The sequence below is a fragment of the Paenibacillus sp. FSL R7-0273 genome, from assembly GCF_000758625.1.
GTDB lineage: Bacteria > Bacillota > Bacilli > Paenibacillales > Paenibacillaceae > Paenibacillus_AQ.
Genome location: NZ_CP009283.1, coordinates 3,598,579 through 3,625,415, shown reverse-complemented (window position 1 = coordinate 3,625,415; position 26,837 = coordinate 3,598,579). Strand labels below are relative to the sequence as shown.

Below are 26,837 nucleotides of genomic sequence, written 5' to 3'. Positions count from 1 at the left end.
GCTGTACGCAAATTTAAAGGGTGTCCCGTCGCGGGACACCCTTTTGCAATGCTTATAAAATTGGAGACAGCAGCCTGGCAACCGCCTCTTTGAATTTCAGCAGCTTCGGCCGGGCTTCATACCGGTCCAGCGTCAGCTCGGTGCAGGACATGCTGTCGTTAAGAAACAGCTCGTGTAGCTCGCCGGCAATGCCTTCATCGCATACAAGCGCATTCACCTCAAAATTCAGGCGGAAGCTGCGGGTATCGATATTCGTAGTGCCGACTGAGGCGATTTCCTGGTCAACGACAATGGTTTTGGCATGCATGAAGCCCTTCTCATACTGGAGGATTTTGACTCCATAGGGCAGGAGCTCGCCGGCATGCGACAGTGTAGCCGGATAGACGAACATGTGGTCAGGCTTGTTCGGGATCATAATCCGCACATCCACCCCGGAGAGCAGCGCTATTTTGCAGGCATCCATGAAGCTGGCGTCGGGTATAAAGTACGGCGTCTGAATATAGACACTTTTCTTGGCCGATGCGATCAGCTTCAGATACATATTCTTCAGGTGCTCTGTCTGGGAATTGGGCCCGCTGGAGATGATCTGCACCACACTGCTGCCAGTGTGCTTCTCCATCGGGAGAGGGAGCTGCTCGGACTCCTCTTCGCCCCTGGGGGCGGCCTTGTTCCAGTCCAGCAGGAACCTGCCAAGAATCTGATTCACCGCGCTGCCCTTCATCCGGAAATGCGTATCGCGCCAGTAGCCCATTTTTTTGTCCAGACCAAGGTATTCATCACCGACATTAAAGCCGCCGATATAGGCGATTTCTCCGTCAATAATACACAGCTTGCGGTGATTGCGGTTGTTAATCCGCAGATTGATCAGCCGGAACAGGGACGGGAAGAATACCTCGACCTTGCCGCCATGCTCAATCAGGTCCTTGAAAAAGGCGCGTGAGGTCTGCCGTGAGCCGATCTCATCATAGAGCAGCCTTACCTTAACCCCTGCTTTTGCTTTGGCGGTCAGCTCGTCCCGCAGCCTGCGGCCCAGGTTGTCCGGCTGAATAATATAGTACTGTACGTTGATTTCCTTCGTCGCATTACGGATATCCTCGAACATCGCATTGAATTTAGCTTCGCCGTCATCGAAGATTTCAATTTCATTGTCGGACGTAATCAGCGCGTTGGAGGAGCGCAGGTTCATTTTGAGCAGATCCGCATACTTGGCGGTCAGCCCTCCCTGATAATCAACGGTCATCACCTGCTCATCAATGGCGGACTGCAGGTAGATCCGTTCTTCCGCGGTGAGCTCATAAAAGTTCCGCTTCTTAAGCTGTCTTCCGAAAAACACATAGAAGATAAAGCCGCCTACCGGGATAAAAAACAGGACCATGAGCCAGGCCCAGGTGGACCCGATATCCCTGCGCTCGATAAAAACGACCACTCCGGCCAACAGGATATTAAGTAGTGTAATAATAGAAACGATTAGTGTGAAAATGCTGCTCCAGTCCATTGTGTTAAGAGCCCCTTTCTGCTGCATATGATGCCCTGTCTTGTCCGGTATATTAAATTGTAGATATCCTTGCGGCTCCGGTCAATAACATTCTGTGATAGCTATTAATAACCAAACAACCCCCTGCTCTAAGCATCAGCCTGGAGGGGGGCGAAATTTATGTCTTTATATTTAGGATTTCCAGGGAATCTATCTCCTGGACAGCGTGGAATACATCTGCAAAAACCGGGTGACATACAGCTCCGGGTTCAGGTTGCGGCGGATATGCTGCTCGCCATTTCTGCGGATCGATGCCCTCAAGGGCTGGTCAAACATTAGGGAGGCTGCAGCCGTAGCGGCCTCAGAAACCTGGCCAAGCCTGTATATTTTCCCGGTCTGATTATGAATAACCAGCCTGCGGATTCCATCTGAGTCGGTTGACAGCACCGGGCAGCGGCACAGCATGGCTTCCGCAACCGCATAGCCGAAGCCTTCAAGCATCGAAGTCGAGCACAGCAGCCCCCCGGAGTCACCGATGATGCTCATGTAATCAGCCATATGCTCATGCGCAACATTGGAGTACAGGATTAGCCGGGAGGCCAGACCCGTCTCGGCGACAAATTGCTCAAATGCGGCTTTTTCCTCCGGATCGAACAGCGTATCGTCCTGGAACATCCATAGATACAGCAGCGGCTGAACCTTCAGCAGCTGAAGGCCAATCCGCAGAAACTCTCTCCAGTTCTTATTGGCCTGCAATCGTCCTACCCACGCCAGCACGGGGTATTTCCTTGCAGGATAAGCTGTATACTCGAAATTAGCAAGTCCGACAGGATCATCGAAGCAGTAATGCGGCATATCCGGCAGATGCTCCCGCAGCAGCTGGCGCAAATGGGCTGTCTCCGGATACAGCAGGGCATCGGTATACAGCCTGATTCTCCCCGAGAAATCAGCGATAACGGCTCTAGCTTCCTCGATCTGTCCTAGACCCTGCAATTCAAAGACGAGCAGGCCGGTATAACCGTGCCGGCGGATTCTAGCGGCCAGCTCAATATCTGTGCAAACGACAATCAGATCAAAAGCCTGGGCTGCCAGCAGATTCGCAAGCGCTTCATCACTGCGGATGATATGGACGGGAATGTTACGGATGTTCTTCTGTCCTTCACCCGGATGGGTATAGAGCAGATGACATTCTATCCCCCGCGCAGCCAACGCTTCACAGCGTACCCTGTTTAAGGTCTCCATTCCCCCGCTGGGATTGTAGAATGTGAATAAAATCTTCATCGCAATCCCTCATTTCCCGCAGGATTCTGCCGCATAGTCAGCTGATACAGCTCCACCAGCGCTTCCGTCTTGAACAGCTCATTGGTCAGCGACTGCTTCACTGATGGGACCCCCCTGCTGCGGTAACCGATTCTGGAATGATCCGGCGTATAGTAGTTGGAGATGGAGGTTTCCGTATTTTTAATTAGACCTGCCATCAGGTACTCAATATCCATATAAGATATAAACAGCTCCGGGCCGAACAGCAGTACATAGGGCGTACTAACCCCCAGCAGCGTCCGGTATAAGGCATGCTGAACCGAGGCGCCCGGCATCCAGGCAAATTCGGTTATAGGATGGCTTATACCAGCTAATCCTGCCGAGGCCTGATTATCCGGGGACACATCGATAATCCGGAAAATATAATTACTGAACGTCTGCTCATATATATTCTCGAGTGCATAATCATGATGCGGATCAGGCGCCTGTACGGCGTACAGTATGGTAAGGGCAGGAGGAATCCCGCGGCGGCAGCGGGCCTGCAGCCGGGTAAGGTGAAAGGTATATCTCCAATTGCGGTGATTCTCTTTGGTGGTTAACTGGGCAGATACGCTGTGCGAGGACCGAACCCGGTAATCCATCAGCTCCACCGGCAGGAACCGGATGTCGCAGTGCTCCTCCAGCCGCAGCCAGTAATCGTAATCCTCCACGGGCTGCATTCGATAGCCGCCTGCTAGTCGTGCCGGCTCTGCCTTATACATGAATGAAACACCGATGATTGAAGAATCGAGCAGCTTAGCCTTGGGCTGTCCCTGATACTGCCGCAGTGCTGCCAGCTTATGCTCATCGTCCAGCTGGATTCCCTCATTATCAATGCTCCGGAACGAGCTGTAGACAAGCCCGAGCTCAGGCGGGCCCTTAACAAGTGCTGTCCGCAGCACCTCCAGAAAAGCGGGATCATACACATTGTCACTCGAAACCCAGGTCAAATAGCGGATTTCCGGATCTCCGAGCAGAACATCAAACCCGGTATTCAGCGCGTGAGCCACTCCTGCATTAACCGGATAAGAGATAATTAATACCCGCGGGTCGCCGGCATAAATACGGTTAACCAGCGGCTCCATTTCCGGTGCCCCGTCTATGACAATGACCAGCCGGAACCTGCTGAAGGTCTGCTTCAAAACGGATTCCAGCGCCAGCCGCAGGAACTCCGGATTCTGGATATATACCGGCATGACAACTCCAACATCCGCCAAGCCTTCCGCCCCCTTTTTGAACAGCTTTGTTATTAGTTTATTGCGGAATCGGCGGATTGCCTGTGTGAATCGCCCTGGGCATGCCAAAAAAGCGGAACCGTCTGGACTTCAGAACAGTATCCGCTGAAAGTGATCTTTACGAGGCTATGCTAGATCGGCAGCGAGAATGCAGGAATTTCCGTAAACTCCGACTGCAGCACCCGTTGCTCAATAACCAGATTTCCTGATTCGTCGAGACCGTAGGAAGAGAAGGCAACCACCGATAAGGGATCGGTATTGTCAATCTGCACCTCATAAGCAACGTTACCGGCGATAAAAAATTCTCTGATGTCGGCAGAAAATGCAGGCACGGTATAGCTGGAGACATAGATCGGGGTCAATGTAAGGGTTGACATCGGGACCGCAAAGATCTCGACGACAACTGTAGCCGCCGCACTGCTAAGATTACGTGAGCTGACGGCAATAAAGCTGGCCGCTGTTCCAGTTACCCGGGTATTTGTGATAATTCCTGATGAATAAGGCATCTTCATTCACTCCCTTCCTGTTTTCTATCATTCTATTCCTGCTGGCGGCCGCTGATTGAGTCAGAAGACATGAAGGCTTTCGCGGGATTTTATCCGGCTGTTCAAATGCACACTCTAAATCTGCGGATGACCATACTATGTAACAAGAGAATAAAACGCATAGAAAGGAGTGCTCGCTTGACGAACTTTAACTTTGCGGTCACCTCGGGGGTATTTGCAAAATTCGAGCCGGCGATTGCCGTCAATCTGCTGCTTCCCCAGGTAATGGTTGCCGTTGCGGTTGATACGACATCAGGAACTCCCCAGACCGGAGTATACCGTTCACTTGACGGCGGGGCTAACTGGACAGCATCCACTCTGCCGCTGCCCCCGGGGTTCACCGGAGCTGAAGCGCCTTATGTCGCTTACGGTTTCCCCAATACCTTTGTAGTAACAGCCCACGTATTCCCGGGTGCCTCGGACGGTACATCAGTCATCTATACCTCGACCGATAATGGAGTGACCTTCAGCCCCCCTGTCATTGTCAACAGGGGATTTGGAACCTACATTAATAATGATGAGACAAATGTTATCATTGATGTCGGCCAGTCCAGCCCTTATCTGGGCAATATCTATGTCACTTATAATCATCAGTTTAATGTGGCTAACGGAGGGAACTCTACCGCATTCCTCAGCCGCTCCCAGGATGGGGGAACGACCTGGAACCAGCCGATACTATTGTCCAGTGATGCGGATCAGGTGGAACGCCCCGATGTAGCTGTAGATCTTGTCGGCAATGTCTATGCCGCCTGGATTACGGTAAACCCGACTTTCCGGTTTGTCATCAGAGTCTCACGGGATGGAGCGACAACCTTTGCCCCTCCGGTTCTGGTCTCTCCTATTGTTCCGGTGCCGACCGTGCTGCCCGTTCCAGGCTACGCTTTCCGGGTGCTGACTTTCGCCAACGTATCGACAGACCGTTCTGTCGGCCAATTCAGAGGACGTGTCTATGCCGTCTGGCAGGATTTCCGGCAGGGATATTCCGACATCCTGATGTCCTTCTCCGACTCTAATGGAACGAACTGGTCCAGTCCGGTCAGCATCACTGGCGCACCTGCAGGCTCACAGAACTTCTTTCCGGCGATTGATGTTGATCCTCTGCTCGGTGTAGTGAATATTATTTACTACAGTAATCAGGTCAACGGCTTCCTGCTTGATGTATTCGTAGCCCGCTCGATCAACGGCGGCCAGACCTTCACCAATACCAGAATCACCAACACCTCCTTTAATCCGAATGGTGTAAGTCCGACCCCTGTACCGCTCATCGGCGATTACATCGACATTATGTCAGTCCCGCCCGGCGGATATATTGGAATCTGGGCCGATACCAATACAGGATCACTGAACATTACAGCCGGCTATTCGAACATTGTGATCACATGAGACATAACAACAAGACCGCGCATTCCTTCGCGCGGTCTTGAATATTTTAATAGCATTTATTGCCCGGACAAGCCTTCAACCACCTTATCGATATTCCACTTCATCATGCCCAGGTAGGTATCCCCTTCTTCACCCTCCTTGGCAACTGAATCCGTAAAGATCTTGGAGTGAACCGGCACTCCCGTTTCGGCAGAAATGGTCTCCATTGTTTTCGGATTGACACTTGTCTCCAGGAACAGTGCAGGAATGCTGTTATCCTCGATAATTCCGATAATGCGGTTCATTTGCTCAGGGGTTCCCTGGCTGTCGGTATTGATCTCCCAGATAAAAGCCGATTCTAGCCCATAGGCCTGTGAAAAGTACTTAAACGCGCCTTCACTCGTCACCAGTATCCGTTTATCCTGAGGAATCTGCTGCACCGCATCCTTTGCATACTGGTCCAGCTCGTTCAGCTCTTTAACGTAGGCCTCCTGATTGCTGAGATAGTAATCTTCGTTATCCGGGTCGGCTGCTATCAGCTGTTTGGTAATGACATCGGCATAGAGAATGCCGTTCTGGAGATTCAGCCAGGCATGCGGGTCAACCTGCGATTCCTTACCCTTTTCCGTCAGATAAATCGGAGTCACAGCATCGGTCAGAGCAAACGCGGCATCTGTTTTATCCGTTACCTCGAGCAGATCCTGGAACCAGCCCTTGCCTGTCTCCAGATTCAAGCCGTTATAGAAGATCAGATCTGCACCCGAGACCTTGCTGGTGTCAGCAGGCAGCGGATCGTACATATGCGGATCTGTTCCTACGGGTACCAGGCTGTATACCTCGGCTTTATCGCCGGCAATATTCCTTGCCATGTCCGCGATGATAGAATAGGTCGCTACAATCTGCAGCTTATCCCCGTCCCCACCTCCGCTGGTGTTATTAGTATTAGAGCAGGCGGCAAGCAGCAGAAGCAGCAGGGACAGCGGAAGCAGCAGCATTTTTTTCATTGAGTCTTCAATCCTTTCCTCAGGAAATTGTTTTTAGGCGATAAAATAAAGGAAATCACGAACAGTGCCATTCCGGTCAGAACAATCGTGGCGCTTGTCGGCAGGTTATATCGGAAGCTGATGATTACACCGGCAATCCCGGATACCGCCCCGGCAGATGAAGCCAGCAGAATCATGTGAAACAGCGTCTTCGTCCATAAATACGAGGTGGCCGCCGGTATGACCAGCATTGCAATAACCAGCACAATACCGACCTGAGATAAGGAGGATACCGTAACGACAGAGAGCAGCGTCATCAGCAGATAATGATAAAAGCCTGTTTTCAGACCATAGGCCTTGGCGACCACCGGATCAAACGAGCTGATCAGCAGCTCCTTGTACAGCAAGGTAATAATTGCGATAACGGCCAGCATGATGATAAAGGATTGGGTCAGCTCCGATTGCGGAACGGCCAGAATATTGCCGAACAGAATGTGAGTCAGATCCAGGCCGCTTCTTGCAAAGGTAATCAGGACAATGCCGAGTGCAAAAAAGGAGCTGAGAATAATGCCGATGGAGGTATCGCTTTTGATGCTGCTGCGGCTGGTTATAAATTGAATCAGAATGGCTGCCAGCAGTCCGAACAGCGATGCTCCGAGCAGAATATTGATGCCCAGAATATACGATAGCGCTACACCGGGAAGAACAGCATGTGATAAGGCGTCGCCCATCAGCGACATTTTGCGGAGTACGATAAAGCTGCCCAGCACCCCCGACACAACGCCCAGAATCACCGCCGACAAGCCGGCATTAAGCGCATAGACCGGAATATCGAGCCAAGCTGACAAAGCGTTAATCATCTGCGCCACCCCCAGCCCCTCTGATCATCACATTGCCAAGTGAAGAGCCGTATGCACTGCGGATATTTTCAGTGGTAAAGGTATCTTTCACATCACCGAAGGCAATGAGCTTCTTATTAAGAATGATAATTTTGTCAAAATAGTCCTCGACCTCGTGGAGGTCATGATGCACAACGAGCACCGTCTTTCCCTCTTCACGCAGCTGCTTCAGCAGCTTGACGATGATGGTCTCACTGACCAGATCAATGCCGACAAACGGCTCATCCAGAAAAAAGAGCTCCGCCTGCTGGGCGAGTGCCCTGGCAATAAAGACCCGCTGCAGCTGGCCGCCTGACAAATTGCTGATCTGCCTGTTCGCAAGATCACTGATGTCGACCATAGCCATGCACCGCTCAGCCGTCTCCTGCTCCTTTTTACCGGGCCGCCGGAACAGCTTCAGTCCAGGGTAGGTTCCTGTCAAAACCGTATTGCGTACCGTGATCGGGAACGACAGGTCAATGTCATTCTTTTGGGGTACATAGGCAATTCGCCGCTTCCAGCCGGATATGTCCGTTCCATTAATGTTTACAGATCCGCTCCGTTTTTTGACGACCTCCAGCAGCGCCTTGATAAAGGTTGATTTACCAGCGCCGTTCGGCCCGATGATGCCGACAGAATAACCTAGGGGGATATTCAAATCGATGTTCTCCAGCACCGGATTGCCGAAATAATCCACGTTCAAATTGTTGATTTCGATCACACTATCGTCTCCCGTCTCCACAAAGGGCTTGTTTTGAAGTATTTTTATACCAGCCCTGCTCCAGTATGTTCTCTTGGACAACTATTTTTGTAAAGGTTAACTTTCTTTCTTAGTACAATTTTTGTTTCCCTGATGAAACTTTTATTCTTAGGTACAATATATTTAACCCAGAGAAAAATGTCAATATTATTTTATTTTTTTCTAAATAATCTCCATAAAGGGCAAGCACATAATCCTGCCTCAGCACAAAAAGCCCAGACCGTCATTTGGACGGCTGAGCCTTCAGATCATGGAACGGTCAGATGTGCAGGGTTACCCCATTTTGATGACTGCCTTAACAACCTCTTCCTTGTTATCGATGACAAAATCAAACGCCTTTTGAGACTCTTCAAAGCTGAATTCGTGTGTAACGATGCCTTTGACATCGATTTTGCCGCCTGAAATCGCCCCGATTGCGGCCGGATACAGGTTGCGGTAACGGAATACCGACTTAATATCCGCCTCCTTGAACATAATCTGCATAAAATCAAAGTCTATGATATCCTTGGCCGCAAGACCTACAAGTACTATGCTGCCGCCCCGTTTAACCAGATAAGGCGTTTGTTTTACCGTATGCTCACTACCGGCCGTTTCGATCACTTTATCCATACCTGCTCCATCTGTCAGTGCAGCGATTACCTGGAGCACATCCTCCTCTCTTGCATTGATAACCTGTGTGGCACCCAGGCGCTTAGCCGCTTCCAGCCGCTTCTCTATAATGTCCACCACGACGATATCCGTAGCCCCAAAGGCTTTGCAGGCCAGCAGTGTGACAAGCCCGATACAGCCTGCGCCCAGAATTACGACACGGTCACCAAGCCGGATGCCGCCTTGCGCCGCAGCATGCAATCCCACAGAAAGCGGTTCAACCAGTGCTCCTTCTTCCGATGACACGTTGTCCGGCAGCTTGAACGCCATATTTTCCGGGAATGCGATATAATCCATCAGACAGCCATGGTAAGGCGGGGTTGCCAGGAATTTGACATCAGGACAAAGATTATATTTACCGCTCTTGCAGAACTCGCATTGGCCGCAGGTAATTCCCGGCTCCAGCGCTACCCGGTCTCCGACCTTGAGCTGCTTCACCCCGGAGCCAAGCTCAACCACCCTGCCGGCGCATTCATGACCCAGGATAAAATCCCCCCCGACCACAAAATCTCCAATCCGGCCATGCTCCAGATAATGCACATCCGAGCCGCAAATGCCCACATACTCCAGCTTAACGATAACCTCGCCATCAGATGGCACCGGCAGCTCTATTTCTCTCATTTCCATTTTCTTGAGTTCGGTCATATAAAATGCTCTGTTCTTCATTATGGTTTCTCCTCCCGTAATTAGCCTGTTACTTCAGCGCTTCGGCTTTCTCAAGCAATGCGATATATTCGTCTACGTTATCTTTGGTAATAAGCGGGTTGCCGATATCTGTATCCACCTGCTTTTCCGCTCCGGTCAGCAGCTTGCTGCTCGTATCCAGCAGCTTCTCGGCCAGTTCAAAAGCGTTCTGCAGGCAGGTCGAGGTCATTTTGCCTTCCTTAATCAGCTGGAAAGCCTCGAGGGTTCCATCCACCCCATAGGCCAGCATACCATCAAATTTGCTATTGTCCTTCACTGCTTCGATCGCGCCTGCCGCCATGTTGTCGTTCATGGAGATTACCGCATCGATCTTGTCGTTCGCCTGCACCCAGTCCTCCATATATTTCATCGCTTCGTCCTTGTTCCAATTGGCTATCTGCTCACCTACGATCTGTACATCGGGACGTTTGTCAAAAAACTCCTTCTGCCAGCTCTCTCTGCGCTTGTCGGCATGAAAGTTGCCGGAGGGTCCGTTCAGAACGACAACCTTGGCATTTTGCGGGATCTGGTCCAGTGCGGCGCGGGCATTTACGCCTGCTTGCTCGTACGGATCGGCGTCCACAGAGGAAGCGCCTTCAATTCCGGTAATCCTCGCGTTCTTTGTGATTGCGAATTTGCCGTCTTTGATTACTTTTTCAACATAAGGCCGCTGTGCTTCACCGTTGTTCGGCTGCACGATAACCAGGTCAAATTTATTGGTAATAGCATTCTCGATCATGGAATTTTCCTTGTCATCATTAGCCTGGCCGTCGAAGATCTCCAGCTTGATGTCCGGATACTTCTTCGCTTCCTCCTTCACCGCATTGGCCAGCCAGGCAGCGAACGAATCGGACTGGGCACGAGCGATATAAGCAATTTTATAGACCTTATCACCGCTGTTTGCCTTTTCTCCGCCGTTCGCAGAGTTTGCCTTATCCGAATTTCCGCAGCCTGCCAGCATTCCCGTTACAAGCAGCATTGAAACCATAGTTAATAGAGTTTTTTTCATATGTCTTCCCCTTTTATTTATTTTAAACAGCATCGCTGTTTAATCCGGTAATCATTTATGGCTTTCTGTAATGCCCTTCCCCTTCCTGCGGATGCCCTTATCTTCGATCCGGCCCAGTGTGCTTTTGGTTCTGCGGTTTTTGGAATGGATATCATAGATAACCGCCAGGGCGATGATGGCGCCGCGGATAATCTGCTGCATATAGGAGTCAACATTGGTCAGGTTCATGATGTTATCGAGGAAGCCGACGATAAAGGCCCCGGCCAGTGTGCCGCCCGCCGAACCGATGCCCCCGGAGAAGCTGGTGCCCCCGATGATCGCTGCGGTCAGCGCTGTGAACTCATAATTGATTGCGCCGTTGGGAAGCCCTGCGTTGACCCGGGACATAAAGAGAATGCCGGCCATGCCTACAAAAATCCCGTTGATGATAAAGGCGGTATATTTGACCTTGTGCACGTTAATTCCTGAGGCTACTGCGGCTTCTTCATTGCCGCCCACGGCGAAAAGCGAACGCCCGAATTTGGTATGCCGCAGGATATACCAGGTAATAACCGCGAAGATAATCAGGAAGATAACGGGAATCGGGACAAAGCCGATGGAGCCTTGGCCTAGTACAGTGAAATCGCCCAGCTGAAGAATGTTCTGGCCTTTTGTAAAGAGGAGTGCTACCCCGCGGGCCATAGTCAGCATAGCAAGCGTAGCGATAAAGGGAGGTGTCTTGAAGGTGCTGACCATAACGGCATTGAGGATGTTGCAGACGATACCGGTCATTATGCCGGTAATGATAGCAACTGTGAACGAACCGGTAGCTTTATAGGCAGATACTGCAAAAACACCGGAAAGCGCCAGTACGGAGCCCTGTGATAAATCAAGCATCCCGCTGATAATCAGCAGCGTCTGGCCGAAGGCCAGAATGGTTGTAACCGCAAGCTGCGTGGAGATATTGGTCAGATTATTAACCGATAAAAAGTTCGGATTAGCAAAAGAACAGACAATAAACAAGGCCAGCAGCACCAGATAAATGCTGTACGTTTTTTTAAAGGTGCTCCAGAATTGGCTCCAATTGATCTCTTTCAATTTCCTTCACCTCATTAAGATGTAGTTGTTCCGGTGGCATACTTCATAATCTGCTCCTGGGTGAACTCCTGTCTGCTGAGCTCCCCGGTTATCGTCCCTTTGGCCATTACGTAGATCCGGTCGCACATGCCGATTAACTCAGGCAGCTCGGAGGAAACCATGATAACCACTTTGCCTTCCTTCACCAGCTCAGTCATCAGCTTGTAAATTTCGTATTTGGCTCCTACGTCGATGCCGCGTGTGGGTTCATCCAGAATCAGTACGTCGGGATTGAGCAGCATCCATTTGGCGAGCACCACCTTCTGCTGGTTGCCCCCGCTGAGCGATGCAATGACAGTCTCCATGGACGGTGTCTTCACCCGCATTTTGCTGAACATTTCTGACACTAGCGCATGCTCGTTCTTTCGTTGATAGCGGAAGCGGAAGAACACCTTTTGCAGCGAAGATAATGTGGTATTCTCTCTGACCGGCCGCATCGGAATGATCCCGTACCGCCGCCTGTCCTCGGATAACATGACCATGCCGTTTCTGATGCTCTGCTCAACACTGCGGATATTAATCTTTTGACCCTTCATGTACACCTGTCCGGAAAGAATTGGATCAAGCCCGAACAGTGAGCGCATAACCTCGGTCCTGCCTGCTCCGACCAATCCGGCGAAGCCGACCATTTCCCCTTTTCGCACATAGAAGCTGACATCCTTATATCCTCCGGCACCGCACAGCTTCTCGACCTTCAGCAGTGTATCACCGATCTCCACAGCTTCCTTCGGGTATGTATTCGTAAGCTTGCGTCCCACCATGAGCGAAATGACCGTCTCAATGTCCAGCTCATCCTTGGGGTGGCTCTCGACAACGGTTCCGTCGCGAAATACCGTGATTTCATCAGCAATCTGAAAGATTTCGTCCAGCTTGTGAGAGATGTAAATGATGCAGACGCCGCGGGCCTTAAGCTCCCTGATCTTGATGAACAGCTTCTCTACTTCCTCGTGGGTAATCGCGGAGGTCGGCTCATCCATAATAATGATGTCAGACTTATACGAGATCGCTTTCATAATCTCCAGCATCTGAATGTCCGATACGGTCAGGTCCTTGAGTAACGTCGTGGGTGAATACGGCAAATTCTCCGCCTTCAGCAGCTCCGTGGTCCGCCGTCTGACCTCCTTCCAGTCCACGTTACCGAACCTTTTGCCTGGAAGATTTCCCAGAAACAGATTCTCCTCGACCGTCATTTCAGGCACAACATTCAATTCCTGAAAAATCATCGAGATACCCAGGCTGCGCGCCTGAATGGGATTGCCAATCTTGACGGGCTGCCCGTCTATGAAGATCTGCCCGCCGTCCGGCTGGTGAATGCCGTTGATGATTTTCATCAGGGTGGATTTGCCCGCGCCGTTCTCGCCGCAGAGCACATGCACCGATCCTTTTTTCACCGTAAAATCGATCTTGTCTAATGCCTTGACCCCCGGAAAGGACTTTTCAATCTGCGACACCCTAAGCTTAATCTCTTGTTCCATTCCCTTCCCTCCATTGTTGAGATACATGTTGAGATGCATGTTGAGATACGGTCTTCATTTACCTCTATCTTTATTAATACACTTTTATAAAACATCCTAAAGAAGATTATAATCAGAATTGCTTTGAAGTCAACAGAATATCAAAATAATTTGTAAGCGGATTCAAATCATCTTCAAAATAGACACAAAAAAGCCCCAACCGCAGCGGACCGTACCTTTCTTCCGGCACCCTTCCGCTATCGTCAGGACTTCTATCAGTATAACCTGTGTTATAGACAATGCTCATTTACGTCATATCAGATGCTGTCGATAAACCCGGCAACAAGCTCCAGTGCAGCGCCTACCGCTGTAGCCTCCAGCTTGTATTTGCAGACCCGCAGGTAGGAGCCATCTGCTTCAAAGGTGTTCTTAAGCGCAACAAGCTCCTGCAGGCTATCGATGTATTCTTCCATGTACGCACCGGCATAACCGCCCAGAATGACATCGCAATCGTAGAGCATCCGCAGATTGTTGATCGCCACAACCAAATAGACAAGGTATTCCTCCCAAAGCTTTTTCTGCGGCTCATGACCGGTGCGCAGCAGCCGGAAAAATTCAGAGATACTACCCTGTGTGCTGTCTGACAGAATTTTGGCCGAGCAATAGGCATCGACGCAGCCCTTCTGCCCGCAGTAGCAGGTATGCCCGCCTGGAACAATCGTCATATGCCCGAATTCACCGCTGCGGTGATTCTGGCCGGCATAAATCTGGTTATCGACAATGATCGAGCCGCCGACACTGTTGTTCAGCGAGAGGTAGACGACATTATTGAGATCCTGCTCTCCCCATAATTCGGCGAAGCCCGCTGCATTGGCATCGTTGCTCAATACGCATTCGTAAGGAATATGCTCCGCAAACTGACGGACATTTCCGCCTTTGAAGTCTATGACTGTAGCGTAGCTGACCGTCTGGCGGCCAGCCTCAAGTATGGCCGGAAGGGCAATGCCGACACCGAGGATTGTGCCGGGTTCAATGCCGCACTCTGCCACAAATTCCTCCACCAGCCTGCCCACTCCCTGAAAGTACGTTCCGGTATTGGCAAAAGGATACTGGTGACGGACATTCCTCACGATCCTCCCGCTCAGATCAATGGCAACCATTCCGACATGGTTCCGGGTCACATCCAGCCCGATGCTGTATTTAGCCGTGCTGTTGCAGGCCATGGCCTTTGCCTTCCGTCCTCCGGTGGATTCAAACAACCCAGTCTCAATGATCAGCTCACGCTCCTGCAGCTCTTTGAGATTCTGGGTAACCGTCGGAAGACTCAGGTTCACTGCCGAGGCAATTTCCTGAATGGAGGTCGAAGGATTATAATACAGGTAACGGTATATGGCGTTCCGGTTTATTTTTTTTACATCCATGCTATTCAAGCGTTGTGCTGCCATATAACAAATCCTCCGACTTTTATAAATGTATTTCTGTTATGTGCTGTAATTATCATAATACATGTTCATCCGGATTTGCAATGATCTGGAGAGTATTTTGTGAATATTTTCACTATATGTATTGGAAAATTCCTCTTCAATCGGATTAAGTGGAACATCGGCAGCTAATTCTCTGATAATCCCCGCTTTTGCGAAGTTAGTGGTAAAAAGGACACTTAATTCTACCCAAATAAGGTCCAGAGGCGGAAATGGCCAGAAATAGATGTCTTTTTTACACCTAATAGGTGTATCGGCCCGAATTTGCCGAAATTAGATGACGAAAATTCAGCTATTTCTATCAAGAACAGAGCAGATATTAACAATGTTATGCCTCCGCCTGCGCAAAACAGCCCCACCCGAGCCGCCAACAGAAACAGACGGTTCAGGTGGGGCTATCCAGTCTATCTTAATTCAAGTACTTGCCGGTAATAGATTCTGCCGCTTCCCTGATCCGGTCAGGCGTACCTTCGAACACGACCTGCCCGCCCCGGCTGCCGCCGTCCGGTCCCATATCAATGATCCAGTCGGCCTGGCTGATGACCTCCAGATTATGCTCGATGACAATCACGGTGTTGCCTGCGTCTACAAGCCGGTCCATAATCTCCAGCAAATGGCCGATGTCAGACATATGCAGCCCGGTCGTCGGCTCGTCCATTACATAGATGCTGCCCTGCTTGTGCAGCTCGCTGGCCAGCTTGATCCGCTGGCATTCCCCGCCTGACAGGGTGCTGAGCGGCTGGCCGAGTGTAATATAGGACAGTCCGACATCGCTCAGCGCCTGCAGCTTGCGCCGGACCTCCTTGAGCTCGAAGAATTCCAGTGCCTGCTCCACAGTCATCTCAAGCACCTCGGCAATCGATTTGCCGTTCAGCTTGTAAGCAAGCACCTCCTCCTTGAAGCGTCTCCCGCCGCATACCTCACACGGAAGCTTTATCGTATCCAGGATAGCCATATCGGCATAGACCACACCAAGCCCCTGGCAGTTCTCGCAGGCTCCTTTGGAGTTGAAGCTGAATAAGCCGGGGCTGACCTTGTTAGCAGCGGCAAAAGCCTTGCGCACATCATCCATGATGCCAGTGTAGGTAGCCGGATTTGAGCGGGTGGATACGCCGATCGCTGACTGGTCGATTACGATGGCCTCCGGATGGCTGCTGAGAAAGACATCATTAATCAGTGTACTTTTGCCTGAACCGGCTACCCCGGTCACGACGGTCAGAATCCCTGCCGGAATGTCCACGGAGACATTCTGCAAATTATGCAAGGACGCAGCCTTGACCGGCAATTTACCGCCAGCCTGCCTGTGCTTCTGCTTCAATTGCAGCGGACGCTTCAGATGCGTGCCTGTTAACGTGCCTGATTCCAGCAGCCCTTCGTAGCTGCCTTCATAGACAATGCTGCCGCCGCGGCTTCCGGCATGAGGTCCGACATCTACGATATGATCGGCCACCTTGATGACATCGGGATCATGCTCAACGACAATTACCGTATTGCCCTTATCGCGCAGCTTCTGCAGCAGCTCGTTCAGACGGTGCACATCACGGGGATGCAGGCCGACGCTCGGCTCGTCAAAGATATAAGTTACATCCACAAGGCTTCCGCTTAGGTGCTTCACCATCTTAACCCGCTGGGACTCCCCGCCGGAGAGAGTATCCGTCTCACGGTCCAGCGTCAAATAATCAAGCCCGATATCCACCAGATGCTGCAGCCGCTCGGCCAGCGATTTGACGGCCGGCGCTGCGGCCGGATCACTAATCTCCCGGATGGTACGGATCAGCCCGCCAACCTCCATTGAAGACAGCTCGGCGATGTTGTAGCCGTTGATCCGGCAGCCCAGTGCCGCCTGGCTCAGTCTTGCCCCGTGGCAGCTTGGACACGGTCCCTCGGTAATGAACGGGGCTACCATTTTCTGCGTGCGCTCGGATTTCATTTTGACATCCTGCCTGATGTATTTGCCTGCAAACTTTTCTATAACGCCTTCAACGGTGATATTCGTGGCTTTGCCTGCGAAATCCATCTTAACCTTTCTGGCTTTGGCATACAGCAGCTGGTCCAGCTCAGCTTCCGAATAGTCACTCAGCCGCTTGTCGAGATCGAAATCCCCGGCCTGGACGATCATATTCCATTCCCAGCCGCCCACCGAATAATCCGGCAGCAGAATAGCGCCTTCATTAAGTGACTTCCCCAGATCCAGCGCCTTGTCCATATCGACGCCAAGCCGGCGGCCGATGCCGCTGCATTCAGGGCACATCCCCTGCGGATCATTGAAGGAGAACATATTCGACCCTCCGATATGCGGCTGTCCCACCCGCGAGAACAGCAGACGCAGTATCGGAGATATATCAGTAATTGTCCCCATCGTGGAATGAGAGCCTCCGCCCAGCCGCTTCTGGTCAACAATGACGGCCATACTCAGATTCTCGATAGCATCTGTATCCGGCTGCGGAAATTTGGGCAGAAAGGTGCGCACGAACATGCTGAAGTTCTCATTCAGCAGCCGCGAGGATTCAGCAGCAATCGTATCAAATACAATCGAGGACTTGCCTGAGCCGGAGACACCTGTAAAAATAGTAATCTTCCGCTTAGGGATGCGCAATGAAACATTTTTGAGGTTATTTTCCCTCGCACCTGATATAACGATGTACTCCTGGTTTGACCCGCTCATGTTAAGCATCCCTCCGGTTGGTGTTAGTTAAAGCTGACATAGCTATTGTACCATTTACGGCCAACAGAAATCCTGTCAGATTTAATCGGCGGGATTCAGAATAGCGAGCACCTGATGATCCTCCCACGCGCCGTTAATTCTTACATTGCGGATGGCGAGGCCTTCCTTGTGGAAGCCGGCCTTTTCCAGCACACGGATTGAACCGGGGTTTTTGGGCGAGGCCTCGCCTGTAATCCGGTGAAACTTCAGCTCCTCAAAGGCATATTGCACGACTATTTTAACCGCTTCGGTCATGTAGCCCCGGCCGTTATACTCCTGATCCAGACTGTAGCCGATCATACAGCTCTGAAGTGCGCCTCTTACTACAAAAGACAGCCCGACGCTGCCGATAACCCGGCCGTCATTCCGGAGGCATACCACAAAATCATACCTCCGGTCTGTTTCCCGGTCTGACCTGCTGTTTGCAATCAGCTGACGCTGATATTCCTCTGTATAGAACTCATCTATGGCATTAGGTGAATACTGCTCAAAAAATGCCCGGTTACGCTTATAAATGTCAGTTAACACGGCAGCATCCGCCTCCTGGGGAAAACGGACGTAAATTCGCTGATCCGCTGTATTGTCCACAGCCTGCACCACCCTGCTTAATAGTCTATTTGATTGGATCTTATTTCTTCTGTAATCCGGCAAAATATTCAATTACAACCTCACGGAAATCGCAGGCTGCCGGCGAAAGATAACGTCCCTTATGCCACAGCAGAGCAATTTCTCGCACCAGCTTACTGTTATCCACCTGCAGATAGCTGACCGCTCCGCGTGTATCCCTGGCCGTTCCGGGAATAAAGGCAATGCCGATTTCAGCTTCCACCAGCTGGATCAGCCTGGAGGGCTCATCCCCCTCATACACATAATGGGGTGTAAATCCCTCTGAACGGCATATGGAATCAGCCAGATCACGGGTACCGTAACCCTTTTTGACTCCCACAAACCATTCATCCTTCAGCTCCGCCAGGCCAATAACAGACCGCCCTGCCAGCCGGTGCCCTTTCGGTACTGCAACCAGAAGCGGGTCATTATGTACAATCCGCGTCTCAATCTCCTCCGCTTCAAAGGACGGCGAGGACAGACAGAAGTCTGCTTCTCCCCTCAGCAGGCACTCAGTCATCTCTCTGGTTGTCAGCATTTGTACATGAAAATGGATGTCCGGCCGCTTTTGACGGAAGGCCCGCAGAATCTGAGGAAGAGCACTTGCTGCTGTTACTGCGAGTTCAAGTGTAGCGGGCTCCTGGCCCGCAAGGTATTGCAGCTCCTGCCTGCCCTGGGTTAACTCAAATAAGGCGCGCTCCGCACGCAGCAGAAATCTGCTGCCATAATCGTTCAGCTTCAGCCGTCTGCCGTTCCGGTCGAAGAGCGGAACACCCAGATCCTCCTCCAGCCGGGCAATCGTTCTGCTCAATGAGGATTGCGTAACATGCAGAGTCTGCGCAGCCTCTGTTACATGCTCCAGCCGGGCTACCGTTACAAAATATTGCAGTTGCAGAAGCTCCATAGCGCCTCCCTTCATTCCTTATAGTCAATGAAATCATAACATAAAATGCATTGGAGTAAATATCTGATTTCCTTTACGATAGCATTACTTTCATAATAAGGAGGAGGCAGACATGAAAAACCGTAACAGGTGGTTATTAATAGCGGTAGGGTTGGGGGTCCTGCTGAATCCGTTGAATTCATCCATGGTATCTATTGCATTAGCCAGGCTTCAGGTGGTTTACCAGCTTGATTATACCGCTGTATCGTGGGTTGTTTTTGCCTTTTACATTGCCAGCAGTATCGCACAGCCGGTGATGGGTAAAGCCAGCGATCTGTTCGGCCGGCGGCGCATTTTTCTTGCCGGGCTGGCGGTTGCCTTTGCGGCCTCCATGCTTGCTCCCTTCTCGCCGGGGTTTGGCTGGCTGATTGTTGTCCGGATTATCCAGTCCATCGGGACAAGCATGATGATCGCTGTTGGAATGGCCATTGTACGGATTCATATTAAGGAGAATCAGGCTGCTGCCCTGTCTGTATTATCCGTCTTTTTATCTGGGGCAGCGGCATTCGGACCTTTTATCGGGGGCGTTATTATCGGGTGGTGGGATTGGGAAGCAGTCTTCTGGGTCAATATTCCCTTTACAGCCGCCGGCTTTGCACTGGCCTGGAGGTATATTCCTGAGGATCACCCGGATGAGTCAGCGCTCAAAGGCATCCCGCTCACTAAATGGCTGGAGCTCATGGACGCCAAGGGGATCATATTGTTTGCAGCCGGACTGACCTCCCTGCTTCTTGGTGTGCTGTCCTTTAAATCAACCGGAGCCGCCGCGTTATGGCAAATCCTTACGGCGCTGGGCGGACTCGCACTGCTTACCGTATTTGTAATACATGAGCTGAGATCGGCTTCACCTTTCATTCCGATACGCACCTTTGTCCTATATCCGGCAATGACCAGGGTTAATATAGAGTATATGCTGGTCAATGTGCTGTTCTATGCACTGTTCTTCGGCCTGCCCTCGTATCTGCAGACGGTACGTGAGGTGAGTGTCTTTCAGACAGGCCTTCTGATGCTTAGTCTGGGCCTGTGCTCGCTCGCAGCCGCTCCCTTTGCAGGGCGCTGGGTAGACCGCTCCGGGCCGGGACCGGCTCTCATGCTGTCAGCGCTACTGTTGACGTTCGGTTCTCTATGGCTGGTAATGATGAACACAGGCTCACCTGTTGCCAGCGTATGTATAGCACTGGCTGCATTCGGTCTAAGCAATGGGCTAAGCGGTGTCAGCCTGCAGGCCGCCCTGTTTCAAAGCTCTCCCAAGGAAATCATCGGTGTTGCTTCCGGTGTGTTCAATACATCAAGATATTTCGGGACCATCCTCTCCTCTCTGCTGACAGGCGTTATTATGGGGGATCAGCTCAGTACCGGCGGCTTGCGGCGGCTGGCTCTTGCACTTACAGCCATTTCCCTTCTGCTGCTGGCTCTGAACCGGAAGCGCCTGCGCGCAGCGTTGCGATAAAGTTAACAGCTGCCTTGCCCAGGAACGGCTGCTTCAGCCAGATTACGGCTGAGCTGGATACGGCATGCAGATCATCAATCCGCGAATAGCGGATGCTCCGTCCGGTATGTCTGCTTAAAGAGGTTTCCGGCAAAATCGAAGCACCAAACCCGGTGGCTACCAGCCCGATAAGCATTCCGATGTCTGAGCATTCTCCAATAATGCGCGGGGACAGCCCCCGGAGCCGGAAATGCTCCAGGATCAGGTTATAGAGACCAAGGCCTTCTGTACTTGGAAGGAGCAGCGGGTACCCGGCAATGTATTCATAAGATACCCTTTCCTCAGTAACGGTCATCGTACCTGGAACGGCATCACCTGTAACAAAGTAGAGGGGCTCATCACCAAGCATCAGGCAGTCAAAATCCTCCAGGTCAATCGGCAGACGGACAATAGCCAGATCGAGCGTTTTGTCACGAACCAGCTGAATCAGCGTATTCGTTTCATTTTGCTGGATTTTGAACGTTACCTTCGGGTATTTTTCCCGGAACAGGCTAAGCGCACCCGGCAGACGGGAATCGGACAAGGTATTCACTCCAATGGACAGCTTGCCGCGGATTCCCTGCCCGCTTTCACGGGTCTCAGCCTTCGCTTCATCCATCAGCCGGGTTATCGTCAGGGCATGCTCATACAGCGTCCTGCCGGAAGCTGTCAGCTCCAGCTGACGGCCGTTGCGGTGAAACAGCTGCACGCCAAGCTCCGTCTCCATCAGCTTCAGCTGCTGGCTCAGCGGAGGCTGGGACATATGAAGCTTCAGTGCTGCAGAGGTGACCTGCCGTTCCTCCGCAAGGGCAATAAAATACCGCAGCTGTCTGATATCCATAGGCTCAACTCCTTAATATAGGCAAAAGTATATGCATTTCATATACTTTTGCTACATTTATAATATTATTCATATAGCTCACTCCATGATACCATGCTTATGTAACCTTACGCAGAAAGCTGGTAAAGAAATCATGCAATGGAGCAAGTACAAAGACCACTTGAGCTTACTGCCCGCAGGCGTGCAGTGGCTATTCTTTTTGTTCACCAATACAGTGCTTGTCCCTCTGTCAGTGGGCCATGCGCTGGGAATGACTGCCGGCGACATTACCGCTTCCATGCAGCGTTCCTTTATTTTGACCGGACTTTTATGTATCGTTCAAGCCTTGTGGGGGCACCGTTACGCCTTGATGGACGGTCCGGCAGGCATTTGGTGGGGGCTGGTGCTCGGAATCATCTCCTCTGCACCTGCAATGGGCATGAATCCGGCTTCTGTCGCAGCAAGCCTGACCGGGGGATTTCTGCTGGCAGGAATGATCGGAAGTCTGCTGGCTGTACTCGGCTTCCTGAAGCTGCTGCAGCGCCTGTTCACACCGGTCGTAATGGGCATCTATCTGCTGCTGCTTACCTTTCAGCTGGCCAATACGTTTTTTAAAGGCATGATCGGCTACAGCGCCGGCGGCAAATGGGATTTGCAGCTTGCCGGACTGTCGCTCGTCATCATCCTGTTTGTTTCCTTTATCCATTTGAAGGCTAAGGGCAAGCTCAGCCAGTTCTCCCTGCTACTAGGCATCATCGCCGGCTGGATTGCCTACGTCATCTGTTTCGGCAGCTCCGCAAGCATGGGAACGGCTTCAGCAGAAAGCACTGCAGTCTGGCAATGGATGCCCTGGGGCAGGCCGGCCTTTGAGCCGGGCATCGTCATGGTCGGCCTGCTTGCCGGGCTTGTCAACATGACCAATACATTAACCAGCCTGCTGGCCGCAGATAAGCTGTACCAGCAGCAGGCTGCAGAGAAGCAGTATATCCGCTCGCTGCTGTTCACCAATCTGTTTTCGGTTGCCGGTGCCTGCTTCGGACTGATTCCGTTCGGCACATTCGCTTCCTCTATCGGATTTCTGGAGAATACGAAGGTGCTGCGCCGGTCAGCTCTGATTACCGGCGCTGCCCTGCTTATGCTGGTCGGCCTCATTCCTGCCTTGAGCAGCTGGCTGGCGCTACTTCCGATGTCTGTCGGCAGCGCAGTGCTGTTCGTCGCCTACCTGCAGATGTTCGGCACGGCACTGAATACCCTGGGCCGCACTTCACTTAATTCCAAAACCATCTACCGGGTCGCCCTTCCGGTATTGACCGGAATCGGAATTATGAACATACCCGCAGCAGCCTTTGCCGACTTCCCTCCGCTGCTGACTCCGGTCGCCTCCAACGGTCTGGTCGTTGGCGTCATTATGGCAATAGTCATGGAGAACCTTGTTCCATGGAACCAGTTTGAGCCCGCCGCTTCCAGCCTGCCTCTGTCCAAATAGGCTTAACTAAACCGGTAAGTCCAAAACTGCTCAGTGCCGTAACGGCTGATGATTTCTTCCTGGGTCAGAACCCGGCTGCCCACAAGCTCCGCTGCCTGGAATTGAGAACGGTGAGCCTGAATGGAAGCCATCTTAGGAACCAGGAACGCGGTAACGTCTACCGTTACATCTGCTCTCCCGATCATCTGCTCATGATTACTGGAGAATGCGCTGCATAGCACAACCGGCCGTTCTTCCTCCGGAAGCTGCCCGATGGTCCGGACAACAGCTGCCCCGGTTGCATCATGATCGGGATGCACGCTGTAGCCGGGGTAGAAGGTGATCACCAGCTCCGGCTTCAATTCCTGCAGCAGTCCCAGAATAGCTCCATCCAGCAGCTCCTGGTCCTCAAATTCGATCATCTTGTCATGGAAGCCAAGCATTCTAAGATCCTGAATGCCGATCGCCCGGCATGAGGCTTCCAGCTCCAGCTTACGGATGCCCGGCAGAGTAACCCGGTTCGCGAAGGGCGGGATGCCCATATTCCGGCCCATTTCACCCAGAGTCAGGCAGGCAAAGGTAACCTGTGTGCCTTCGGCTATGTATTTGGCCAACGTTCCTGCAGCAACAAAGGACTCATCATCCGGATGCGGGAGCACGGCCAGAATACGCCGGATACCCCCCGTTTGTTTGGTACTCATGATAGTCTGTTCCTCCATTTTCATCAGAATGCCTCCAGACTCAGCTGCAGTGCGACCACCAGCTTGCCCTGGCTGTCATGCCCGGCGAGAATAAGGCGCTGTGTATCCTGCTCATCTATATGGGTAAGCCCTTCGGCATAAATCCAGCCTAGCTCCGTCTTCAATCCGACCCGGTACGGTCCGGTTCCTGAGATGGAACCCTGAGTATAACGGATAACAGCATTGCTGATAAAAGCGGAAGCCGGATGGCGGCTGCTGTCCAGATGATTGGCATAGGCGCCAGAAGTAAGCTCAAGATGAAGAAATAAATCCCGGCCGGATAATTCATTTATCCGTGACTGTATATGTTGTGGTTGTATCAGCTGCATAGTTATACTCCTTCATTAGTAATTAATCGACGGTTACTGTACTTCAATTGCTAACCTTCTATAATATCTGCCTGAAGATCAGTGGCAATCTCAATCATTAAAGGAACGACCGCCTCTGCGGATACTGCCACATAGAGATCTCCGGAATACAGCCGGAAAGGAATTTCTGCTTCGCCGTACTGCCACATGAAGAAGTCTCCCTCAATGGTCATGATGCTCTCCGGCCCTTTAACACTAAAAGTCTGCGAATATGCAAAATCAGCCCTGCGGGCGAAATACGCTTTGCATTCCTCCAGGGTGATTGCCTCTGCTGCAGTATCCTCCTGCATCGAACGGGTAATACGAAAACGCTGATTCATGATTAGCCTCCAAAAAAGCAAAATAGGTGCAGCGGAGCTGTTAGGGTTGCCTGTCTTCCTCCGTGCCCCGAAATCATATTTTCTCACTCTCCGTCTCTGCTGTCAAAACAATGCATGCTCATTCATACAGAAAATAACAAAAAGTGCATAGCATAAGCTACGCACTCTCCTCTATCTGAGCCTTTTCACTCCTGATTCAAAAAGGTCCGGGTCCGCTCAAGCCTCGGGCTGCCGAAAATCTGCTCCGGTGTTCCGGATTCAGCGATCTCCCCGTTATCCATGAAGAATACCCGGTCCGCCACATCGCGGGCAAAGCTCATCTCATGGGTCACGATGATCATCGTCATGTTCTCCTCGGCCAGCTGGCGGATTACCCGCAGCACCTCGCCTGTAAGCTCAGGGTCGAGCGCCGAGGTCGGCTCATCAAACAGCAGAATGTCCGGGCTCAGCATCAGCGCTCTGGCAATCGCCACCCGCTGCTTCTGCCCGCCGGACAGCATGGACGGATATACATCCGCCTTGTCGGCGAGTCCTACCTTGGTCAGCAGCTCCATACTTCTGGCGGCTATGGCCTGGCTGCTCTCCCGCTTCAGCGTTCTGGGAGCCAGCTCCAGATTTCCCCGTACCGTCAGATGCGGGAACAGGTTGAAATGCTGGAACACCATGCCCATTGTCGCGGTGATGTCCCTGATGGCTGCCGTACCGGCGTATTTGCCGTTCTCGGCCAGCGTTTTACCGTGAATAAAGATGCTTCCGCCGGTGATCTCCTCTAGATGCACAAGACTGCGCAGCATGGTGCTTTTACCGGAGCCGGAAGGACCGATTACAGCAACAACCTCGCCGGGATTGACCTCAAAGGTAATCTGCTTCAGCACATCCAGGCTGCCGAAGGATTTCTGTAGTTTTTTCACTTCAATAATACTGCTCATAATCGGACAGCCCTTCTACTCAAATTTGAAACGTTTCTCAAGCAGCTTGAAGAACAGCGTCAGCACGAGAGTCATCAGCAAATAGATGATGCCTGCTACAACAAACGGAGTCACTGTAAAATCGCGGTTTACTGCAGTCTTGGCATAATTCAGCAGCTCCGGTACAGCTACAGCATAGAGCAGTGCCGTGTCCTTTACCAGCGTAATCGACTCATTCGCCACCGCCGGCAGGGCAACCCGGAACATCTGGGCCAGAATAACCTTACGCAGGGTCTGCCATTTGCTGAGTCCGAGCACCTTGGCAGCCTCATGCTGTCCCTTATCGATGGATAACAGGCCGCCGCGGAATATTTCAGCAAAGTAGGCTCCATAGTTCAGAATAAAGCCCAGACAGGCTGCGGCAAAACGGTCCATGACCAGGTATTCTCCGATGACCGGGATCTGCGGCAGTCCAAAGCAGAAGAACAGCAGCTGCAGCAGCAGCGGAGTGCCGCGCATAACGTAAATGTAAGTGTGGGCCAGCCAGGCCAGAGGCTTAACACGGCTTTTGGCCATCAGTGTGACCAGCATCCCCAGCGGGATGGACAGGACGATGACGATCAGGAACAGCAGCACCGTTGTGCGTGCCCCCTCCAGCATCGGCCCGGCAATCTGGATAATGTAATCGATACTCATGTCTGCAACCGACTCCTAAGGAAGCTATCTAGTTCAATACTTTATTTTCGCCAAACCATTTAGTAGAAATTTCGGCAGCCGTGCCGTCACTGCTCAGCTCATCAAGCGCCTTCTGCAGCTCATCCAGCAAAGCCTGATTGTCCTTCTTGATTCCGATACCGTACTGCTCAGGAGCGAGAGACTCGTCAAGCAGCTTGTATGTATTCTGCTCAATGGACATATAGTATCTGGCTACTACTTCATCAATAACTACACCGTCAAGGCGGCCCGATTTCAGGTCAGTCAGCGCAAGGACATTATCCGGGAACTCGGAAACACCGGCAACCTCGGCTTTAACCGGGCTGGCATCGAGTGCGTCAGCTGCGGACGACAGGCTCTGCAGCCCGAGTTCCTTGCCGGCAAGATCCGCAAGTGCTGTCAGCGTGGAATCGGCAAGCACAACTACCACCTGGCTGTTTTCCAGGTAGGGTCTGGTGAACAGCACCTTTTCCTTACGCTCATCAGTAATCGTGTATCCGTTCCAGATCATATCAATACGTCCGCTGTTCAGCTCCGATTCCTTGGCTGACCAGTCGATCGGCTGGAAGGTAACCTCTTTGCCCATTTTTTCGGCAGCAGCCTTGGCATAGTCAATATCGAAGCCGACAATTTCATTGTTCTCATCACGGAAGCCCATCGGCGCGAACTTATCATCAATTCCGATGACCAGCTTGTTATCATCTTTCCCCGAGCCGGAGCAGCCTGCCAGCACCGCTATAATCATTACCGTTAAAAGAATCCATAGTCCCTTGCGTCTCATCTCTCTAATCCCCCTAGTAAAATTAAAATGTCCACACGCGCTTTAGTTCGTTAACACGTTATCAGGGTATCA

At 51.7% G+C, this 26,837-nt stretch carries 25 protein-coding genes; 3 read left to right on the top strand and 22 right to left on the bottom strand.

What is annotated here, in order from left to right; translation table 11 throughout:
* Positions 1–52: 52 nt before the first annotated feature.
* The 4 genes from cls to R70723_RS15595 all read right to left on the bottom strand — a co-directional run bounded on the left by cls (position 53) and on the right by R70723_RS15595 (position 4,520).
* Complete coding sequence (cls, locus tag R70723_RS15610; RefSeq protein ID WP_039873269.1) at positions 53–1,495, bottom strand: cardiolipin synthase; 1,443 nt, start codon at positions 1,493–1,495, stop codon at positions 53–55.
* A 189-nt stretch (positions 1,496–1,684) separates the two neighbouring features.
* Positions 1,685–2,755 carry a glycosyltransferase family 4 protein gene (locus R70723_RS15605; RefSeq protein WP_039873268.1) on the bottom strand — a complete coding sequence of 357 codons (1,071 nt, stop codon included), beginning with the start codon at positions 2,753–2,755 and terminating at the stop codon, positions 1,685–1,687.
* Positions 2,752–3,990, bottom strand: coding sequence for a glycosyltransferase family 2 protein (locus R70723_RS15600; RefSeq protein WP_039873266.1), 1,239 nt, complete (start codon positions 3,988–3,990; stop codon positions 2,752–2,754). The genes R70723_RS15605 and R70723_RS15600 overlap by 4 nt, the downstream gene beginning before the upstream one ends.
* A 149-nt stretch (positions 3,991–4,139) precedes the next feature.
* Positions 4,140–4,520, bottom strand: a complete 381-nt coding sequence (locus R70723_RS15595; protein WP_231574892.1) for a hypothetical protein — start codon at positions 4,518–4,520, stop codon at positions 4,140–4,142.
* 171 nt (positions 4,521–4,691) lie between these two features.
* Here R70723_RS15595 and R70723_RS15590 point away from each other — a divergent pair, with 171 nt between their 5' ends.
* Positions 4,692–5,936 (top strand): sialidase family protein, encoded by a 1,245-nt coding sequence (locus tag R70723_RS15590; protein ID WP_039873262.1) that lies wholly within the window; start codon positions 4,692–4,694, stop codon positions 5,934–5,936.
* A 56-nt stretch (positions 5,937–5,992) separates the two neighbouring features.
* Here the strand turns inward: R70723_RS15590 and R70723_RS15585 are convergent, their stop codons facing one another.
* The 11 genes from R70723_RS15585 to R70723_RS15535 all read right to left on the bottom strand — a co-directional run bounded on the left by R70723_RS15585 (position 5,993) and on the right by R70723_RS15535 (position 19,142).
* Positions 5,993–6,919, bottom strand: a complete 927-nt coding sequence (locus R70723_RS15585) for a metal ABC transporter substrate-binding protein (protein ID WP_039873260.1) — start codon at positions 6,917–6,919, stop codon at positions 5,993–5,995.
* Positions 6,916–7,758, bottom strand: coding sequence for a metal ABC transporter permease (locus R70723_RS15580; protein WP_039873258.1), 843 nt, complete (start codon positions 7,756–7,758; stop codon positions 6,916–6,918). Before R70723_RS15580 ends, R70723_RS15585 begins: the two co-directional genes overlap by 4 nt.
* Positions 7,751–8,494, bottom strand: a complete 744-nt coding sequence (locus R70723_RS15575; RefSeq protein WP_197071811.1) for a metal ABC transporter ATP-binding protein — start codon at positions 8,492–8,494, stop codon at positions 7,751–7,753. The genes R70723_RS15580 and R70723_RS15575 overlap by 8 nt, the downstream gene beginning before the upstream one ends.
* A 315-nt stretch (positions 8,495–8,809) precedes the next feature.
* Positions 8,810–9,850 (bottom strand): NAD(P)-dependent alcohol dehydrogenase, encoded by a 1,041-nt coding sequence (locus R70723_RS15570; protein WP_039873256.1) that lies wholly within the window; start codon positions 9,848–9,850, stop codon positions 8,810–8,812.
* Between the two features lie 28 nt (positions 9,851–9,878).
* Positions 9,879–10,877, bottom strand: coding sequence for a sugar ABC transporter substrate-binding protein (locus R70723_RS15565; protein WP_039873254.1), 999 nt, complete (start codon positions 10,875–10,877; stop codon positions 9,879–9,881).
* A 51-nt stretch (positions 10,878–10,928) separates the two neighbouring features.
* Positions 10,929–11,954 carry an ABC transporter permease gene (locus R70723_RS15560; protein ID WP_039873253.1) on the bottom strand — a complete coding sequence of 342 codons (1,026 nt, stop codon included), beginning with the start codon at positions 11,952–11,954 and terminating at the stop codon, positions 10,929–10,931.
* Between the two features lie 14 nt (positions 11,955–11,968).
* A complete protein-coding gene (locus tag R70723_RS15555; protein WP_039873251.1) occupies positions 11,969–13,468 on the bottom strand; it encodes a sugar ABC transporter ATP-binding protein in 1,500 nt (499 codons plus the stop codon).
* A gap of 296 nt (positions 13,469–13,764) precedes the next feature.
* Entirely contained in the window at positions 13,765–14,892 is a 1,128-nt protein-coding gene (locus R70723_RS15550; RefSeq protein ID WP_039873250.1) for an ROK family transcriptional regulator, read from the bottom strand.
* Positions 14,893–15,337: 445 nt separating this feature from the next.
* Positions 15,338–17,593, bottom strand: coding sequence for an ATP-binding cassette domain-containing protein (locus tag R70723_RS15545; RefSeq protein WP_039873247.1), 2,256 nt, complete (start codon positions 17,591–17,593; stop codon positions 15,338–15,340).
* A gap of 81 nt (positions 17,594–17,674) precedes the next feature.
* Entirely contained in the window at positions 17,675–18,220 is a 546-nt protein-coding gene (locus R70723_RS15540) for a GNAT family N-acetyltransferase (RefSeq protein WP_039873245.1), read from the bottom strand.
* 40 nt (positions 18,221–18,260) lie between these two features.
* Positions 18,261–19,142, bottom strand: a complete 882-nt coding sequence (locus tag R70723_RS15535) for a LysR family transcriptional regulator (protein ID WP_039873243.1) — start codon at positions 19,140–19,142, stop codon at positions 18,261–18,263.
* 112 nt (positions 19,143–19,254) lie between these two features.
* On the opposite strand from R70723_RS15535, the gene R70723_RS15530 reads away from it, so the two are divergent.
* A complete protein-coding gene (locus tag R70723_RS15530; RefSeq protein ID WP_039873242.1) occupies positions 19,255–20,631 on the top strand; it encodes an MFS transporter in 1,377 nt (458 codons plus the stop codon).
* Here the strand turns inward: R70723_RS15530 and R70723_RS15525 are convergent.
* On the bottom strand, positions 20,567–21,490 hold the full coding sequence (locus tag R70723_RS15525) for a LysR family transcriptional regulator (protein WP_039873240.1): 924 nt from the start codon (positions 21,488–21,490) through the stop codon (positions 20,567–20,569). The genes R70723_RS15530 and R70723_RS15525 overlap by 65 nt on opposite strands.
* Before the next feature lie 133 nt (positions 21,491–21,623).
* Here R70723_RS15525 and R70723_RS15520 point away from each other — a divergent pair, with 133 nt between their 5' ends.
* Positions 21,624–22,955, top strand: a complete 1,332-nt coding sequence (locus R70723_RS15520) for a uracil/xanthine transporter (protein ID WP_039873239.1) — start codon at positions 21,624–21,626, stop codon at positions 22,953–22,955.
* A 2-nt stretch (positions 22,956–22,957) separates the two neighbouring features.
* Here R70723_RS15520 and bshB2 read toward each other — a convergent pair whose 3' ends face one another.
* The 6 genes from bshB2 to R70723_RS15490 all read right to left on the bottom strand — a co-directional run bounded on the left by bshB2 (position 22,958) and on the right by R70723_RS15490 (position 26,765).
* On the bottom strand, positions 22,958–23,635 hold the full coding sequence (gene bshB2, locus R70723_RS15515; protein ID WP_039878822.1) for a bacillithiol biosynthesis deacetylase BshB2: 678 nt from the start codon (positions 23,633–23,635) through the stop codon (positions 22,958–22,960).
* 23 nt (positions 23,636–23,658) lie between these two features.
* The gene (locus tag R70723_RS15510; RefSeq protein WP_039873238.1) at positions 23,659–24,003 is read right to left on the bottom strand and encodes a YojF family protein; all 345 of its coding nucleotides are present in this window, start codon (positions 24,001–24,003) and stop codon (positions 23,659–23,661) included.
* Between the two features lie 50 nt (positions 24,004–24,053).
* Positions 24,054–24,362, bottom strand: a complete 309-nt coding sequence (locus R70723_RS15505; protein WP_039873236.1) for a hypothetical protein — start codon at positions 24,360–24,362, stop codon at positions 24,054–24,056.
* Positions 24,363–24,547: 185 nt separating this feature from the next.
* Positions 24,548–25,291, bottom strand: coding sequence for an amino acid ABC transporter ATP-binding protein (locus R70723_RS15500; protein WP_039873235.1), 744 nt, complete (start codon positions 25,289–25,291; stop codon positions 24,548–24,550).
* 15 nt (positions 25,292–25,306) lie between these two features.
* Complete coding sequence (locus tag R70723_RS15495; RefSeq protein WP_039873234.1) at positions 25,307–25,966, bottom strand: amino acid ABC transporter permease; 660 nt, start codon at positions 25,964–25,966, stop codon at positions 25,307–25,309.
* Positions 25,967–25,994: 28 nt separating this feature from the next.
* A complete protein-coding gene (locus R70723_RS15490; RefSeq protein WP_039873233.1) occupies positions 25,995–26,765 on the bottom strand; it encodes an amino acid ABC transporter substrate-binding protein in 771 nt (256 codons plus the stop codon).
* Positions 26,766–26,837: the final 72 nt, after the last annotated feature.